The sequence below is a fragment of the Allobosea sp. LjRoot90 genome, from assembly GCF_964254315.1.
Classification (GTDB): Bacteria; Pseudomonadota; Alphaproteobacteria; order Rhizobiales; family Beijerinckiaceae; genus Allobosea.
The window spans coordinates 18,158-32,443 of record NZ_CAXUTF020000014.1 but is presented as its reverse complement, the minus strand read 5'-3'; the positions used below and the strand labels follow the sequence as shown (position 1 = coordinate 32,443).

The window sequence follows — 14,286 nt, the reverse complement described above, 5'->3', positions numbered from 1 at the left end:
GGCCCGGGCCCGTGTCGCCCGTACCCGCCGTTCCGCCAGTGCCGCCCTGAACCACGCCGTTGACGACGAGCGTGGTCGGCAGGCTGCCATTGGTGAAGAGCAGGCCGATGCCGCCGGAACCACCGGAGCCGCCCTGGTCGAGAATGCTGGTTCCGCCAGCCCCGCCATTGCCGCCTGTGATCGTGCCGGTGACGGTCCCCGTCGTCCCGATGCCGGTGACGACGGCGCCATAGCCGCCGCCGCCGCCGCCGCCGCCGCCGCTGAAGCCGGCGGCATCGTTCCCCGCGCCGCCATTGCTGCCGGTGCTGACGCCAGCCGGCAGACCGGTGCCGACCGAGCCGTGAACGCCCCCCGTTCCGCCCTGGCCGAACCCGGGGCTTCCGCCAAAGCGAAAGCCCCCGGCCCCGCCCGTGACGGCGCCGGCGCCGCCACCGCCGCCGCCGGCGTTGCCGACGGTGCCGGCGGTGCCGGCGCCGCCGGCAGCGCCGGTCGGATTGTCGCTCCCGCCCGCGCCGCCCGTACCAGGGATGGCGATCCTATCGCCACCGCGCCCGCCACCGGCCACGGCCGGCATGGCCAGCGTCGCGGCGAGCAAGGCGAGAAGGGGCAGTGCGGCGAAGCGCATCGTCAGCGGCCTGGCGATGGCGAGCGGGTGCAGGCGTTCCGGGGCAAGGCGCGAAGCCGCCTCAGGCCCATCCCGGCCATCGCCGCGGCAGGGCATCGACCGGACGCGCAGGGCGCGCGCCGGTTCCGGCAACTTTATCAGTTTCACGAAACCCACCCCCACCAGTGTGTACCGTCAGCTGGAACAGCCGGGAAAGCAATGAACAGCCGTTCACATCGGCGGATCGGGATCGGCTGTGGCAAATCTGCCGCCGGCGTCGGCTCCGCCCGAGCCGCCATTGCCGCCACAGCAGGCCCAGGCAGGCGGTCAGCAGAGTCAAACCGGCAGGGGGCCGTCGCGCCGATCTTGCCCTCGCCGCATCGGCCTGATACCGCAGCGCAAGGGCCGGCGTAGCACAGCGGTAGTGCAGCGGTTTTGTAAACCGAAGGTCGGGAGTTCGATCCTCTCCGCCGGCACCATCCATCTCTCCATGGGTGTCCATGGAAGCGGATTTCCTCTGAGAATCGAGGGATTCCGCGTGCATTTCGCTCTACCGGCGCCCACGACTGTCCATTGACATCTTCCGGCAATGTTGGCCGAGATGTTGGCCGAGCCAACAGAAGCGTTCGGACGCAGCCAACAATGCCTCTTTCAGACATTCGAATCCGGAACGCTCGGCCAGCCGAGAAAGTTCAAAAGCTCAGCGACGGCGGCGGATTGCAACTGCACCTCAGCCCAGGCGGATCCAAGACTTGGTTCCTCGCCTTTCGTTTCAACGGACAGCAGAAGAAGTTGAGACTAGGCGCCTACCCGGCACTCGGGCTCGCAGAGGCGCGTGTCGAACGCGAAAAAGCGAAGGCGACCCTCGACCGAGGTCTCGACCCGATCGCCCATCTCAAAGAGGAGACGGCGAAGGCTCAAGCGGTGGCCACCGCCTCTGCCACAACCTTTCGCTCGGTCGGAGAAGAGCTGCTGGCAAAGCGCGCCGCTGAAGGAATATCGGCTGAGACACAGGATAAGCGCCGGTGGCTGCTCAGCTTCGCAATCGATGAATTCGGCGATCAGCCAATCGCAGCAATCACGCCGGCAGATGTTTTATTCTGCCTACGGAAGATCGAAGCGCGCGGTCGTCTCGACACAGCCGGCCGAGTTCGCGCGCTGGTCTCCGAGGTGTTCCGGTATGGCATCGCGTCGCAGCAAGCCGCCACCGATCCTGCCGCAATGCTGATAGGCGCGCTGACATCGCCAACAGTGAAGAACCGCGCCGCTCTTACTCGGCCTGAACAATTCGGCGAGTTGCTCCGCGCTGTCGCCGGCTACGCGGGCCAGCCTGCCACGCAATGCGCATTGCAGCTTCTGGCGTACACAGCGCTCCGTCCGGGTGAATTACGACAAGGCAGATGGTCCGAACTAGATTTCCTCTCGGCATCGTGGACAGTTCCGGCCGAACGGATGAAGGGCCGCAAACCCCACCGAATCCCGCTCTCACGGCAGGCGGTGGAGATCTTTCGCGAGTTGAAGGCGCTCTCGCGCAGCGACCTCATGTTTCAGGGCAACGGCAAATCCCGCTCAATAGCGCAAGGTTTTACGCCGCTTCCTATCTCCGAAAATACGCTGAACATGGCCATTCGGCGGATGGGCTTCTCGCAAGACGAGATGACCGCGCACGGATTCCGAGCCAGCTTCAGCACACTATGCGCCGAGAGCCAGCTTTGGTCAGTTGACGTCGTTGAAGCTCAACTCGCTCATCAAGACCCAAACCAGATCCGGCGCATTTATCAGCGTTCAACATTTTGGGATGAGCGCGTTAAACTTGCACAGTGGTGGAGTGATGAGTGCGATCGCCTCCGCCTGCTCAAGCCGACGAGATCGTGATGCTCGTCGATCCCCCCATTGAGCATCATGAGGCGCCAGCTCACTGGATCCGGCTGAGGCACGTATTCACTGCCATTCCCGAAGTCGCTGCAGGCTACCGCGAAGCTCTCGGCTGGCGTTTTGAAACCATTCCCACGGAGTTAGAGCCGAAGGGGCCAGACTGGTATCCGACCACGTCCGCGCCGGTTCCTCCCGGCTATCGAAAAAACCCGAAGCGCGAGGAAATGGATGCGGTGATCCGAGCCGCCATTCGCTATGGCTACTCTCGGCTCGCGACCATCATCAACGAAAGCCTTTATCGCGCGCACGCGCGCTTCGGCTCTCCAGATGCCAACTTCCGGCATATCGCTCGTGATGTCTGGGCAAAATGCGAAGTCGAGCGCGACGAAGCGATCACCAAAGGTGGCACGCGACTTTTCCACGTGCATATCGAGCGTTTAGCGATGCTGCCCGTCATGCAGGGACCGAATGACGTATTCAAGGATTGGTTCCGTGAGATCCTGAAGCAGTCGCCTCTTAAGCGCACGCTGAAGATCAGCGAGGGCTCTGACGAAAACGCTGAGCTGTATCGCAAAGCGCGAAGTCTCGGCGTGGCAGTAAACAATATTGAACCCCTGAAGCGCGAAGTTTTCGCCGAATTTCCGCCTGAGGTTAAGGCAGCCTGGACGAAGCCCGGCAATTCCCCGAGGGGGTTTTGAAGGGGATTCGGCGGGTATTTTAATTCGGCCTTTCGCGGCTTTTTCCGTGGGTGTCCAACACCCTTCACCCACGGAGAATTGAATTGAACGCCCAAGACGAGCACCCCCGTAAGCCGCGCTCTGTCACTGAGATTCCTTGGCAGGAACGCGCGCTCGCCGTCCCCGCGTTTGCCGGGCATCACGGCCATTCGGTGTCATATTGCTATTTGCTGATCGCCGAGGGACGCCTGACAGCGGTTAAGGCCGGGAAGAGGACGCTGATCCTGCCCGATGAGCATCGGCGCTATCGCGACAGTCTGCCGAGGCTTCAGTCTCGAGCGGTCGGCGCGAAGGCGACCGAGAGCGACGGGGAAGTCGCTTCTGATCCCGCCTCGATCCCGAGCCCATCCAAGAGCCGCAGTGCGGCCGATCGCTTGGGCAAAGCCGCGGCTGCCGGCCGCCGCCGGGCGGAGGGCTGAGCCATGGGCGTTGTTGTCCAGTTTCCCCGAATCCAGGACCGGCCGTTCGTCGACCGCCACGCCCGGCTGATGGCCAGCTTCAGACCCAATAAGGCCGAGGCGCACCTTCAGCGCCTGCTCAATGGCCAAGCGGAGACAATGGCGAAACGCGGGATATCTGCCTCGGTCGTCGCTGCTGAGCTTCAGGCGATCGAATCCGCCATCCGCGCTGCGCTATGGCGACAGGTCTTGCTCGGCGGAGGCAGCCCGTGAGCCGTCGCCGGAAGACTGACAAGCCGAGAGACAGCTTCGTCGTTCATAGCCTGGAGATGCGGCAATCGCCCGCTTGGCGAGCCCTGCCAGACCACGGGCGACGCGTCCTTTTCCGTCTCGAGGAGGAGCACATGGCACACGGCGGCGGCATGAACGGTCGGCTGCCGTGCACCTACAGAGATTTCGAGGCCGCAGGCGTTCCCTACAAAGCGATTGCGGCCGCGATCCGGCAATGCGTCGCGCTCGGCTTTCTGGAGATTACCCATCAGGGGACGCCGTCGATCAGCCAGTATCGGAATCCCAGCCGCTACCGCGTGACCTACGTTTTCGGCCGCGAGAAGCTCGTCGATGGCACGCCTTTGCCGCAACGAACTGACGAGTGGAAACGAATCGAGACTGATGAGCAGGCAGCTGCTGCGCTTGAAAGTGTTCGAGACTTGAAGTCGGACCTGCACGTCCGGCGAGCCGGTCTTGCCAAAGCGAAGAGGGCGGCATGAGCCGCGGCCGCCCTTCCCCGAGATGTAGATAGTAGGGGTCGCATGGGAACTAGGCCAGTAGTTCCCTCCAGAACCCTGGCTCGACCAATCACTGTAGGGGTTCACAGGGAACAAGCTCTGTTCCCTCCAGACCCCTGGCTTTCTGAATTTCATCCCCCACCCAGCCCTTGACCCGCAGCGACCAAGAAGGATTCCCCATGACCGATGATCTCGCGTCCCGAGTTGCAGATTACCTGCGAAACGGCCCTAGCGGCATGAAGGCAAACGAACGCCGCCGCGCCGAGCTCGACCTCGCCGTCTTGCTGCCCCACGCTCTCGCTATTGCGGACTCCTGCGCCCAATCTGACGAAGAGCCTTTAGATCCGGAGCTTGAAGACGACTGGGAGCCGACTGACGAGGACATGCCGCAAAGTTGGGGCGTCGAGGTGGGCGATTTCCTGCTCGGCCCATTCTACGGGAGGCACGCGCGATCTGTCGGACGCGTCGCGCTCTGGCTTATTCTGCAGGCACTTCAGGATCACGCGCTGTTTACCCGTCGGGTCAACCGCCTCGATGCAGCTGTCCGGAGCGCCTCCATGCGGCTAGCCCTCGCCGCGCACGAGCTCGAGCTGGCGTTCGAAGAGGAGCGTCGCGCGCGGCAATTTCGGCGTCGGCTTCAGGGCGAATACGTGACGGCCATCGGCCATGCCTGACACTCCCCCAGACGATCCGGCTGACGAAGCCGCCTAGCGAGTCTGCTGGCGGCATTTCGCTTCGCCCGGCTACCTCGCCACCAGAAATCGCGCGATCGCCGCCGAATCCGATTTGCGGCCCGGCGCGAGGGATTTGGAGATTTCTCCCCGTCGAGGAGAAATCAATTTCTGGGCCAGCGTGACGCATCCGATAGTTTCCGCTCGCCGCGCGGAAAGTCCCCCCGAGTGATCGGCCGGATGCAGCAAGGAGTTCGGACGGCGCCTCTCAGCCTCCTCATTTCCACTTTCGCATGGGATCGTCGGAATCGGCACGCTCCCATAGATCGAAGATCTTCCGCGCGATTTCGGAGGCTTCATCATCGGTCATTTGCGAACACGTAGCCCAGGCGTCGCCCTCATCGGCAGTAGCTCGCCTCGTCGACATGGCGGAGGTGATCTCCGCAAGAGCGCTGACGAACTCGGCGGGTAAGCCTTCCGGGCGAATGTGGATCAGATTGTAGACATAAGCGTCGCAGACCCGTCGCTGAATGCGCTCTGCACTCACAGCCATGGTGGTCACCGCATTATGGAGCTTTTCGCGGGCGTAACTCATCTGCATGGCCTCATCCTTTGCTTGGGCAGGCGGCAAAACGCATAGAGCATAATCCGCAAGTTGCGGAATTTGAGCCCGAGCGCGTAGATCACGGTCGGCGGCAAATTCACCATTATGGAGGATTTGCCGAAGCGATCCGTCACCTGCATGAATTTTCTGGCAGTCACAGCGCTCATTTCGAACTCGGCGGTCAGCCAGTCGCCGCTTTACAGCAAGTTGAAGGTCGCTTCATTCTCTCGCTGAACGACGTGCCTGAAGTGCGCGCGCTCTTCGCCTGGGCCTCGATCGAAACGGTCGAGGTCAGCTACCAAGCGGGAGGAGCGGGGAACACAAAGCGCGCGAGAGAACTCCTTATCGAAGGCAACTGTAGAAAAATATGATGCAGGCGTTCTACGCTGCCCGACCCTATGGCCTGCTGGCATTTTGGCTAGCTTTGGGGCTCCTGTGCGGATGGGCGAGTAAAGTCCTCTTTCTCCCAGGCTGGCCCTTCGCCCCATTTGCAGACAGCATTCTGCTCCGCTGTTTGGCGGCCTACGCAACCTATCTCGTTGTGCAGCCCTCCGTTGCTGCGGTCCTTGGACCCACCTGGTTAGCCATCTGGCGATGGTATCAGTCGGACCACCTTCCGACCTGGATTGCACTTCGCCGCTTGGGAGAATCCAGCGCGGTTAAGCTGACTGCATTGGCGCCGGTGCTCGGTAGCTTAATTTTGATGAACGATGAGATCGCGGCGCTTCTTCGTTCCACGCTCCTCGATGCCGCAGTAGGACATAAAAGCGCACCTCTGCTCGGGTTTCTACCGGTTCCCCGCCTGCACATCATCTACTTGGGGCTCTCTTTCATGGGCATCGGGGCCATTCTGTTCGGCCTGTTTTGCCCTGATGTGATCAAGCGCTATCCCTCTGCAGAAGCGTGGCTTCAAGGTGAGGACCGATTGCTAAATGGCGGCCGACTGAGAGGCGAGTTCACCTTACTGCTCGATAACTATTGGGACAGCACCGAGAGCCAGCCGCGCGAAGACCCCTCACCAGAAGACGAAGACGACTGGAATGCACCATCTCGGTTTTGGCGAGATGCCGGACCAGGCTATAGCGGGTCGAGATATGATCAGGTGCATCAACTGATAACTGACATAATCGAGAAGCACGACCCGAGCGGTTACGAGAACGATCCTCCGTCAACCATGAGCGATATCCTTGGACCCGACGGGCGGCCGGCGATTAGAGAACCATTTTTTGACGAAGACCAAAGCGATTACTTCACGAGGTTTAGAATGGGGCCTCAAGCGCATATCAACACAGCTGCATGGATTGATGTGGCCTGGGGAGGAAGAGCCGTTGAGCGCAGCCTTCGGGAGAGCATTTTTCGAACAGCAGTCAATTTTTTCAAAGAACCTATCGTCCACATTCGCTTCTTGGACCTGGCACACACGCACCGCGGCGCGCGGGCCTTCATCGCTTCGATCTACGGCCTGGGAATCGCTTTGCTCACTGTTCCAACGCTCCATACATTTGCGGCTATAGTCGCCAGCGCGCTCAGTCGATGAAAGTCATTTCGTCGTTGTCTCTCGCCACGGTAGCTTTCACCGCCGAGACATCAACCGGCGCGGCCGTTTCTCAAGGCACCGCCTTCTTCTATTGGGCCCCGGGGGCACCCAATCCGCATTTGGTGACAAATTGGCACGTCGTCACTGGGCGTAGCCCGCTTAGTCCACGCGAAAGTAAGTCTGGCGCAGTACCAACCCACGCTAGTTTCGTTGTCCACCGCCCAGACCAAGGGATTTCGCACCGATTTAACACCCTCGAGTACTTCTCTATCCGGCTCGAAATAAACAGTTCGGACGGAGAAAGCCCCACTTGGAAGGAACATCCGGTCCACCGTTTCGGGGTCGACGTGGTATGTTTGGAGCTGCTCGCTGATTGGATCGCGCCAGACGGCATCCGCGCTTGGTACGCGATACAGGAATTTCCCTATTACCCTGGCTATGCTCCGGCAGTGATGGATGACGTGTTCGTGGTCGGATATCCGTGGGGCTTAAGTGGGGGCACAAAAGCGCTGCCGTTGTTCAAGCGGGGCAGTATCGCATCGGAGCCAACTATCGAGATTGACGGCTTGCCGAAGTTTCTCATCGACTGCAGGACCGCTTCTGGCATGTCGGGGTCGCCCGTAATTGGTCAGCGGCACGGCGTAGGACACAATGGCGAGGTGGGATCGTTCCCGGGTTTCGTGGGCGTCTATTCCGGGAGGCTCGAAACCAATGACCGCTTGCCGAGCGAAGCCGACACCGCGGTATCGGAAATCGGAGTTGTCTGGCGCAGGAGCGTGATTGACGAAATCATCGACAACGGTCAGCGCGGGACAAAACTCAGCGACTTGCTGAAATGACTCTTGTTGCCATTTGATTGTTCGCTCGATGCCGTTTGATCGTTCTCGCGACCCGCAGTGACCGGCGGACCGCCTATTGTCCGAGTTGACTTGCGCGCCGACTCGATCTGACTTTTATCCTATCATTGAGGACAAAAGTCATGCGTCGGAAAGGCGAGCTCTCTTCAGGGGCGGTCGATCGAGGTTGGCCGTATCAAGTCGCTGTTCGCAAGATCGATGGGCAAAACATCGGCGAACTCAGGGCAATCGGAGAACTTTCATCGCTGTGCTGGCGCCGCCGTCGGGTTCATGACGGCCAGCACGGGTTTGAGATCTTCTGCTTTGCCGATCGCGATCAGGCCGCCCAGTTCAGGGAAACGCTCGGCGCTGAGGATTTTGATCCTCGCGACCGCTGCGGCTTTCGATGGCTACGCGGGCGCGGCGCGAAGCGCGATGCCGGGCGGCAGTGATGGTGAGCGACAGGCGCGGCATGGCTGACGAGCCGGACAACCTTTCAGATCAGCCCAGCTGCCCACAGTCCAATTGCTATCAGTGAGGGCCAAAGAGCCCAGCCGATCACTTCAGGTCCATACCGATATAGACCGCGCCGCCAGCTCGGCCAGCTCGCCCGCCGCTCGCGCTCCGCGGCATTGTCCCGGCCGATCTGCTCCCAATGGCCCATCAGAAGAGACTACCTTGCGGAGGGGGCTCAGGCGGTGGCGGTTGCGGTTCGGGCTCGACCGGAGCAGCCGTCGCCGGATCGTCGTCACCGACGCCGGTCTTGTTCATGCGCCGGTTGACGATCCACTCCTGCAGCTCGGGCGGCGCCTTCATCAGGATCTCCTTGCCGGTCGAGCCGTCAAGCCAGGCGTCGAAGTCGTCCGGATGCAGCATTGCCGGCATCCGGTCATGGATCTTCGACATGAAACGATCGGCATCGCGGGTGATGATGCTGGCGCTGAGCAGCTCCTCGCCATTTTCGTCGCGCCAGCGCTCCCAGATGCCGGCGAAGGCGAGGATGGTTCCATCCTTGGCGCTGATGAAATGCGGTGTTTTATCGCCGTCTGGCCCGGTCCATTCGTAGAAGCCCGACGCTGGGATGATGCAGCGGTTCTTGACATAGGCGCGCTTGAACAAACCGTTTGTGTCGACGCCCTCGATGCGGGAATTGATGTGCGGCTTGATCTGCTTCGCCGTGCCTTTGTGCCAAGGCGGGATGAGGCCCCAGCGGACCTTCCAGATTTCGCGGCCGGCGGGCGTCTTGACGATGATATCGATCAGCGTGGTCGGGCCGATATTGTACTTGGCTTGCTGGTTGCGCGACGGCTCAGCGGGGACCGTCAGGGGCTGACTGAAGGCGTAAATCTCGCCCCATGTGTAGGCTTGGCTGAACCTGCCGCACATCGAACACCTCTACTGGATCGGGGCAAGCTTGGCCTGCTCAAGGCTGGCGCGCGACAGGAAGGCTTCCAGCTTGGCGCTGGCGTGCGGCGCCAGGTGCAGCTCGACCATCTGCCCGCCGACCACCTCAATCGTCACTACGGTCTCGCCGGCCGGATCCGGGGTCACCACAACCTGTTTGACGTCCACCACGTCGATGGCGACCTTCGGCAGCTTCTGCATCACCACCTCCGCCAGCTTGCTGCCGACTGAGCAGCCGCCAGCCCTAGAGAGCTGGCGGCCGGCTCAGCGAGGCGGCTGGGTTGGGGGGAGCCTTCCAGCCAAGCCTGATCAGACTGGCGGAGCTGCTTAGCGAGTCAAGGCGATGCTCACCTGCCAGTTCGCCAACTTGCCTGCCAATATGCAACTTGCCGCGACGAAGCAGCTTACTCGGCAGCCAAGGGGGCAACCGTGACGAAGAAGAATGCTCAACCGACAGGCCTGGGTAAAAGCAGAAAGGCGTGGGCGAACTACGAAGAAGCCGCTCGATACATGCTCCAGCAGATTGGGAAGCGTTTTGGGCTGGCCGAGGTGCAAGGCAAGCAAAAGGTCGTCGGCCTGCGGTCCGGAACCACTTGGGAAATTGACGCGAAAGGTGTGCGGGACGGCGACGGATCGGTCGTCCTTGTCGAGTGCCGGCATTACAAGGAACGCCTCAATCAGGAGGCTTTGGCCGCCGTCGCATTTCGGATCATCGACATAGGCGCAGTTGGTGGCATCACCGTCAGCCCGCTGCCGCTTCAGAAGGGCGCTGCAAAAGTAGCGAAAGCGAGCAGGATTGAGCATGTGCGACTCCGACCAGAGAGTTCCCGAGAGCTTTGGATCGCGGAGATCGGAAAGGTATTTCACATCGGCGCAACGGCGGACGTGACCTTCCAGGAGTCATTTGACATCATCCTCAGAGATGCCGCCGGGAACGTCGTGGACAGGCGCAGCGGCTGATGCTCGCTTTGCGGCCGCGGCGCTCGAAAGAAGCCGCGGATTTGCCCGTGAGCCGGATGCGCCTAGCCTGGGTCGCGGACGTAGTCGTGGACCGAATTAGTGAAATGTAGAGTGCAAAGCTTGATCTAAACAGTATCTCAGACGAATGTTGGCTTAGATGCCGCAATTGAGTCGGGGGACGGGAATGACGGCAGAAATATGCATCATGAACCGTCATGCTGTCATTCTCGCTGCCGACAGTGCTACGACCGTAAGCCGCTGGGTTGAGGGGCGTCAGGAGAACCGGTACTTCAAGGGCGCCAACAAAATCTTCCAGCTTTCCCATCACCAGCCGGTCGGCGTGATGATTTTTAACTCCGCCGATCTTATGCGCGTCCCTTGGGAGCTTCTGATCAAGAGTTTTCGCGATGACTTAGAGAGGAAGTCTTTTAACTCAGTTCGAGACTATGCGAACGAGTTTATTGCCTGGCTCGACGGAAATGCGCGTTTCTTCCCAGAAGATGTGCAGAAGGAGACGTTTGTTGACGCATCATCGTCGGCAGCCATCGGGATTATCTTGGACTGCGAACGCGCAGCGGGCGACGACCCTGATCAGAGAGCCAAGTTTCTAGCGGATTATCTGCCTCGTCGCCTCATCGAGCTAGAGGGTTCGGCGCTCCCCAACGGGATTGATGACGACAAAATTCAAACTGTCCGCGCCACATGGAGGGACGACGTCGAAGCCGAAATCAGGGATATTTCCAAGGAGATCCCTTGGAATGTCGCCGACAGCTTGGACCTTCTTGTGGAAGTTTCCATCCGCGAGGTGTTCGTCCAGCCGGCTGTCCACTTGAGCACGGCGGGCCTCGTGTTCGCCGGGTATGGCGACCACGACGTGTTTCCTTCCATGGTGGAGTATCAGAACGCAAGCATGATCGCGGGAACCCCGATGATCAGCGAAGTCCGTGCCCACAAGATCGATCACGGACAGCCCGCGAGCTTGGCCGCGTTTGCCCAGACCAGCATGGCAGACACATTCCAGCTTGGTTTCAGCGAGGACATCTATAAGTCGTTTATGGAAGCGCTCAGAAGCGCCGCAGCGGATTTCGCCAAAGAGATCTGCGAAAAGGTCGAGGGCGATCACGATAAGCTGGACGATCTCGAGGCGAGAGCCTTGGCTCTTGGTCGGAAGATATCTGACGCTGTGTTCGACCGAGCGAGGCGCGAACACTCATTCCCGCTTAAGCAGGTCGTCGCAGTTTTACCGGTGGACGAGATGGCCGAATTGGCGGAAACATTAGTTAACCTCCAATCGTTAAAGGAGAAGGTGACCAAACCGTCAGCGTCTGTCGGTGGGCCAGTCGATGTCGCCATCATCACGCGGCATGAGGGACTGGTATGGGTGAAGCGTAAGAAGTTCTTTGAAACCGACCTTAATCCTCGCTACATGCTGCGCCAGCAAGCGCTGCACAACTAAGGGAGAGTTCAGTGAAGACCGGTAAGCTTCAGCAGCTTCAGGATCGTCGCCGCTCTTCGACTGGCGAGAAGCACGTCGAAAAGGAAGCCCGTGATGAGGCCGCACGCACAGCGCTGAGCGAGGGCTATCGGCGCCTGGTGAACCGTGTCAACGACGCGGGCGACCGTGAAATGGAGAAGGCGCTTTCGGCGCACTGAAAAGTCGCCGCGCCGCCGCCGAATCGTCGACGCAGCCGAGGGCCGTGAATTCGTCGAGGTTCGCCGTCAGCCCCTCAGCTCGCCGCCGCGAACCTGCGACTTCATCTTCGGCATTGCGGTTCTCCTGTTTGCCAAAAGACATACTTCCAGGTGGAGCAATTCAGCGGAGGGGCATCAGCCAAAGCGACGACGCCGACCGCTCGAACGAAAAGATTTACCCAACCTCGCGGATTGCGTGTAGGGCGGCGGAACTGATAGGACCGTAGCGTCAAAATTCCCAACCTGACGGGTTCATCATGCAGGTTTCCTTTGTCGGCGAGGCCTTGGCCCTAGGCAGACTTCGCGAGGCTCTCGTTGAAGAGGGTGTGCTCGCCGACGTTAGGGAAACTGCTGGCACGCCGGCGGAGGTCGAGCGGCTGGGCTTCGACCTCGGAGACGTTCTCACCGTGGTCGGCGCGCTGAGCACAGCGATCGAGGCGGTCAAGTTCGCCAAGTTCGTCGTCGAGGCCTTGTCTCACTCGAAGGGCAAGAAGCTTGAGATCATCGGGCCGAACGGCCGCGCGCTGATAGACGTGGAAGGGAAGTCCGACGAGGAAGTGGCCATGGACGTCAAGAAAGCCCTTCCTTTCCTGCGCTAGCCTTGCTCGGCGAAAGCTACGGCGGGTTCACGCCGACTCTGCCAGCCATCGACATACGCCTCGGTTCGGCCGAGCACTTCGACCATTTCCATTTGGCTTGGAGCGGTCTCGGCAGGCGACAGCTCTTGCCGCGAGATGCGACCAATCGGTTCGCCCTGATGTCGATTGGGACGGTCGTCGAGCACGAGCTACGGCATTTTCACGACTATCTTTTGAACCGGGACCTGCTGCTGACCAGTTGGTTGCGGCGCCGCATGTCGATCAATGCAATGCCGGTCATCTCGCGCATTTTGCGATCGTCGGATCTCGACTTAATTCCTTTCCCGCTGCTCGATTGGGCCGGTCTCTCGGGGCCGAAGCGAAAGACACTGCAGGACGAGCTGCGGTCAATGTATCCGAAGAACCAACAAAGATTCTGGTCGCCGAGGACTATTCGGCGACGGGCGCAGGTGCCGCGCTCGCGGGTCATGCGGCGTTCCGAGAGCGCCGCCGAGGCAGCCGAACAAGAACGACTGGTGCTGGAGGGCGTGCGTGCCGATCGCGAAGCCATCGCCCCTCTGCGTCATGGCCCCGACCCTACGCCACTTGATCAATACAGGTTCACCCCGAGGTTCGCTTTCGAGTTCTCTGCGCTGAACGCGCAGCTTCAAGCGATTTTCCAGACTTATGGGATCAATGAAGGTTTTGAGTTCGCCGCGGGGCTATCGGAGGATGGGTCCATGTTCGCGCGCTTCTTCACCGGCATGCTGGAGTTCTTCGGAAGCCGTGGTGGATCGTCGGCATTCGAAGGCGAGAATGTCGACTTCCCGGCGATGAACGCCGTGGCGTTCTGGATTATGTGCGGCTGTTCAGCGGACGGCTTGAAGGGGAGTCCCAGCACACGGCTCAGTACGCTGATCGAGGCAGCGCGAGATGGTTGGGACGACGTCTTTCCGGCCGGTGCCGGCCCTGTCGACCTCCTTCGTCGCTTCGACCATAAGGTGGGCGTTCTGCCTTACGTGGAATCGCTGGAAGCCACTCAAGAGGAACTCGACGGGCACGTCCAAGCCGCGCGTCAGTTTTACGCGATCGATCCGGCGCAGGCCGGCTCGCAGTTGAGAAGCGTCGATGCCTTCGCGACAGTGCTAGGGTGCAGGCGAGATTTGGTTTCGCGCGTGTTGAGCGATCCCTCCGGTTATCTCGATCCGTTGCGCTGGATGAAGGACCTGACTGTTTGGCCACAGTGCCCCGTCCACCTTCGCTTCATCGACAGTAGGCTGGGCGTGGCTAAGGAGCGCTTCGAAGCGTACCCACCCGGGACTATGTTCAACGTGACAACGAACCTGTCTGACGACAAGGCCGACGAGTGGGTGGGCGACGTTTTCATGGAGTCGTTCTTCCCAAGCCGATCACGATTGGATCTCAAGCCCGTCGTCGACCACTTTCACATCGCGTCACTATTCGACGTTCTGGTGGAACCTGAACAAGTTAGCGCCCGCGACGAGAACAAGATCCGGCATTTCGTCCGAGAGCGCTACGGCAAGGAGCTTGTTCGGGTTTTTCTCTAGGTGTCGGCAAGTGCGTGCTGGGGCCCGCTGATGG

18 protein-coding genes, 1 tRNA gene and 1 pseudogene are annotated in these 14,286 nt (G+C 60.7%); 16 read left to right on the top strand and 4 right to left on the bottom strand.

Annotated features, from left to right (window positions below):
* Positions 1–772: pseudogene (locus tag ACSQ3M_RS28105) on the bottom strand (hypothetical protein); the annotation flags it as partial.
* A gap of 236 nt (positions 773–1,008) precedes the next feature.
* On the opposite strand from ACSQ3M_RS28105, the gene ACSQ3M_RS28100 reads away from it, so the two are divergent.
* The 7 genes from ACSQ3M_RS28100 (at position 1,009) to ACSQ3M_RS28070 (ending at position 5,076) form a co-directional block, all read left to right on the top strand.
* Positions 1,009–1,083: transfer RNA gene (locus tag ACSQ3M_RS28100), tRNA-Thr, on the top strand.
* Between the two features lie 163 nt (positions 1,084–1,246).
* Positions 1,247–2,479 (top strand): tyrosine-type recombinase/integrase, encoded by a 1,233-nt coding sequence (locus tag ACSQ3M_RS28095; protein WP_436153379.1) that lies wholly within the window; start codon positions 1,247–1,249, stop codon positions 2,477–2,479.
* Positions 2,479–3,177, top strand: coding sequence for a hypothetical protein (locus ACSQ3M_RS28090; protein WP_436153378.1), 699 nt, complete (start codon positions 2,479–2,481; stop codon positions 3,175–3,177). Before ACSQ3M_RS28095 ends, ACSQ3M_RS28090 begins: the two co-directional genes overlap by 1 nt.
* A gap of 83 nt (positions 3,178–3,260) precedes the next feature.
* Positions 3,261–3,635, top strand: a complete 375-nt coding sequence (locus ACSQ3M_RS28085; RefSeq protein ID WP_436153377.1) for a hypothetical protein — start codon at positions 3,261–3,263, stop codon at positions 3,633–3,635.
* A 3-nt stretch (positions 3,636–3,638) separates the two neighbouring features.
* Positions 3,639–3,887: a DUF6074 family protein gene (locus ACSQ3M_RS28080; RefSeq protein WP_436153376.1), complete on the top strand. Its 249-nt coding sequence runs from the start codon at positions 3,639–3,641 to the stop codon at positions 3,885–3,887.
* 131 nt (positions 3,888–4,018) lie between these two features.
* Positions 4,019–4,384, top strand: coding sequence for a hypothetical protein (locus tag ACSQ3M_RS28075; protein ID WP_436153375.1), 366 nt, complete (start codon positions 4,019–4,021; stop codon positions 4,382–4,384).
* A gap of 197 nt (positions 4,385–4,581) precedes the next feature.
* Entirely contained in the window at positions 4,582–5,076 is a 495-nt protein-coding gene (locus ACSQ3M_RS28070) for a hypothetical protein (RefSeq protein WP_436153374.1), read from the top strand.
* Between the two features lie 274 nt (positions 5,077–5,350).
* Here ACSQ3M_RS28070 and ACSQ3M_RS28065 read toward each other — a convergent pair whose 3' ends face one another.
* Positions 5,351–5,674 (bottom strand): hypothetical protein, encoded by a 324-nt coding sequence (locus tag ACSQ3M_RS28065; RefSeq protein ID WP_436153373.1) that lies wholly within the window; start codon positions 5,672–5,674, stop codon positions 5,351–5,353.
* 11 nt (positions 5,675–5,685) lie between these two features.
* Here ACSQ3M_RS28065 and ACSQ3M_RS28060 point away from each other — a divergent pair, with 11 nt between their 5' ends.
* The 4 genes from ACSQ3M_RS28060 (at position 5,686) to ACSQ3M_RS28045 (ending at position 8,502) form a co-directional block, all read left to right on the top strand.
* On the top strand, positions 5,686–6,048 hold the full coding sequence (locus tag ACSQ3M_RS28060; RefSeq protein WP_436153372.1) for a hypothetical protein: 363 nt from the start codon (positions 5,686–5,688) through the stop codon (positions 6,046–6,048).
* A complete protein-coding gene (locus ACSQ3M_RS28055) occupies positions 6,048–7,214 on the top strand; it encodes a hypothetical protein (RefSeq protein ID WP_436153371.1) in 1,167 nt (388 codons plus the stop codon). The genes ACSQ3M_RS28060 and ACSQ3M_RS28055 overlap by 1 nt, the downstream gene beginning before the upstream one ends.
* Positions 7,211–8,053 carry a trypsin-like peptidase domain-containing protein gene (locus tag ACSQ3M_RS28050; protein ID WP_436153370.1) on the top strand — a complete coding sequence of 281 codons (843 nt, stop codon included), beginning with the start codon at positions 7,211–7,213 and terminating at the stop codon, positions 8,051–8,053. The genes ACSQ3M_RS28055 and ACSQ3M_RS28050 overlap by 4 nt, the downstream gene beginning before the upstream one ends.
* A gap of 140 nt (positions 8,054–8,193) precedes the next feature.
* Positions 8,194–8,502 (top strand): hypothetical protein, encoded by a 309-nt coding sequence (locus ACSQ3M_RS28045; protein WP_436153369.1) that lies wholly within the window; start codon positions 8,194–8,196, stop codon positions 8,500–8,502.
* A 211-nt stretch (positions 8,503–8,713) separates the two neighbouring features.
* Here ACSQ3M_RS28045 and ACSQ3M_RS28040 read toward each other — a convergent pair whose 3' ends face one another.
* Complete coding sequence (locus ACSQ3M_RS28040; protein WP_436153368.1) at positions 8,714–9,436, bottom strand: SOS response-associated peptidase; 723 nt, start codon at positions 9,434–9,436, stop codon at positions 8,714–8,716.
* A 9-nt stretch (positions 9,437–9,445) separates the two neighbouring features.
* Complete coding sequence (locus tag ACSQ3M_RS28035) at positions 9,446–9,655, bottom strand: hypothetical protein (RefSeq protein WP_436153367.1); 210 nt, start codon at positions 9,653–9,655, stop codon at positions 9,446–9,448.
* A 228-nt stretch (positions 9,656–9,883) separates the two neighbouring features.
* Here ACSQ3M_RS28035 and ACSQ3M_RS28030 point away from each other — a divergent pair, with 228 nt between their 5' ends.
* From ACSQ3M_RS28030 to ACSQ3M_RS28010, 5 genes are all read left to right on the top strand, one after another.
* Entirely contained in the window at positions 9,884–10,414 is a 531-nt protein-coding gene (locus ACSQ3M_RS28030) for a hypothetical protein (RefSeq protein WP_436153366.1), read from the top strand.
* Between the two features lie 205 nt (positions 10,415–10,619).
* Positions 10,620–11,870, top strand: a complete 1,251-nt coding sequence (locus ACSQ3M_RS28025; protein WP_436153365.1) for a hypothetical protein — start codon at positions 10,620–10,622, stop codon at positions 11,868–11,870.
* Positions 11,871–11,881: 11 nt separating this feature from the next.
* Entirely contained in the window at positions 11,882–12,067 is a 186-nt protein-coding gene (locus tag ACSQ3M_RS28020; protein ID WP_436153364.1) for a hypothetical protein, read from the top strand.
* Positions 12,068–12,363: 296 nt separating this feature from the next.
* On the top strand, positions 12,364–12,705 hold the full coding sequence (locus ACSQ3M_RS28015; protein WP_436153363.1) for a hypothetical protein: 342 nt from the start codon (positions 12,364–12,366) through the stop codon (positions 12,703–12,705).
* Between the two features lie 2 nt (positions 12,706–12,707).
* Positions 12,708–14,252: a hypothetical protein gene (locus ACSQ3M_RS28010; RefSeq protein WP_436153362.1), complete on the top strand. Its 1,545-nt coding sequence runs from the start codon at positions 12,708–12,710 to the stop codon at positions 14,250–14,252.
* Positions 14,253–14,286: the final 34 nt, after the last annotated feature.

Excerpts from the sequence above, each read along its gene's own strand:
- ACSQ3M_RS28065 (WP_436153373.1), bottom strand. The coding sequence starts at position 5,674 with ATGCAGATGAGTTACGCCCGCGAAAAGCTCCATAATGCGGTGACCACC.
- ACSQ3M_RS28090 (WP_436153378.1), top strand. The coding sequence starts at position 2,479 with ATGCTCGTCGATCCCCCCATTGAGCATCATGAGGCGCCAGCTCACTGG.
- ACSQ3M_RS28035 (WP_436153367.1), bottom strand. The coding sequence starts at position 9,655 with ATGCAGAAGCTGCCGAAGGTCGCCATCGACGTGGTGGACGTCAAACAG.
- ACSQ3M_RS28025 (WP_436153365.1), top strand. The coding sequence starts at position 10,620 with ATGAACCGTCATGCTGTCATTCTCGCTGCCGACAGTGCTACGACCGTA.
- ACSQ3M_RS28015 (WP_436153363.1), top strand. The coding sequence starts at position 12,364 with ATGCAGGTTTCCTTTGTCGGCGAGGCCTTGGCCCTAGGCAGACTTCGC.
- ACSQ3M_RS28095 (WP_436153379.1), top strand. The coding sequence starts at position 1,247 with ATGCCTCTTTCAGACATTCGAATCCGGAACGCTCGGCCAGCCGAGAAA.
- ACSQ3M_RS28050 (WP_436153370.1), top strand. The coding sequence starts at position 7,211 with ATGAAAGTCATTTCGTCGTTGTCTCTCGCCACGGTAGCTTTCACCGCC.
- ACSQ3M_RS28045 (WP_436153369.1), top strand. The coding sequence starts at position 8,194 with ATGCGTCGGAAAGGCGAGCTCTCTTCAGGGGCGGTCGATCGAGGTTGG.
- ACSQ3M_RS28040 (WP_436153368.1), bottom strand. The coding sequence starts at position 9,436 with ATGTGCGGCAGGTTCAGCCAAGCCTACACATGGGGCGAGATTTACGCC.
- ACSQ3M_RS28075 (WP_436153375.1), top strand. The coding sequence starts at position 4,019 with ATGGCACACGGCGGCGGCATGAACGGTCGGCTGCCGTGCACCTACAGA.
- ACSQ3M_RS28055 (WP_436153371.1), top strand. The coding sequence starts at position 6,048 with ATGCAGGCGTTCTACGCTGCCCGACCCTATGGCCTGCTGGCATTTTGG.
- ACSQ3M_RS28070 (WP_436153374.1), top strand. The coding sequence starts at position 4,582 with ATGACCGATGATCTCGCGTCCCGAGTTGCAGATTACCTGCGAAACGGC.
- ACSQ3M_RS28080 (WP_436153376.1), top strand. The coding sequence starts at position 3,639 with ATGGGCGTTGTTGTCCAGTTTCCCCGAATCCAGGACCGGCCGTTCGTC.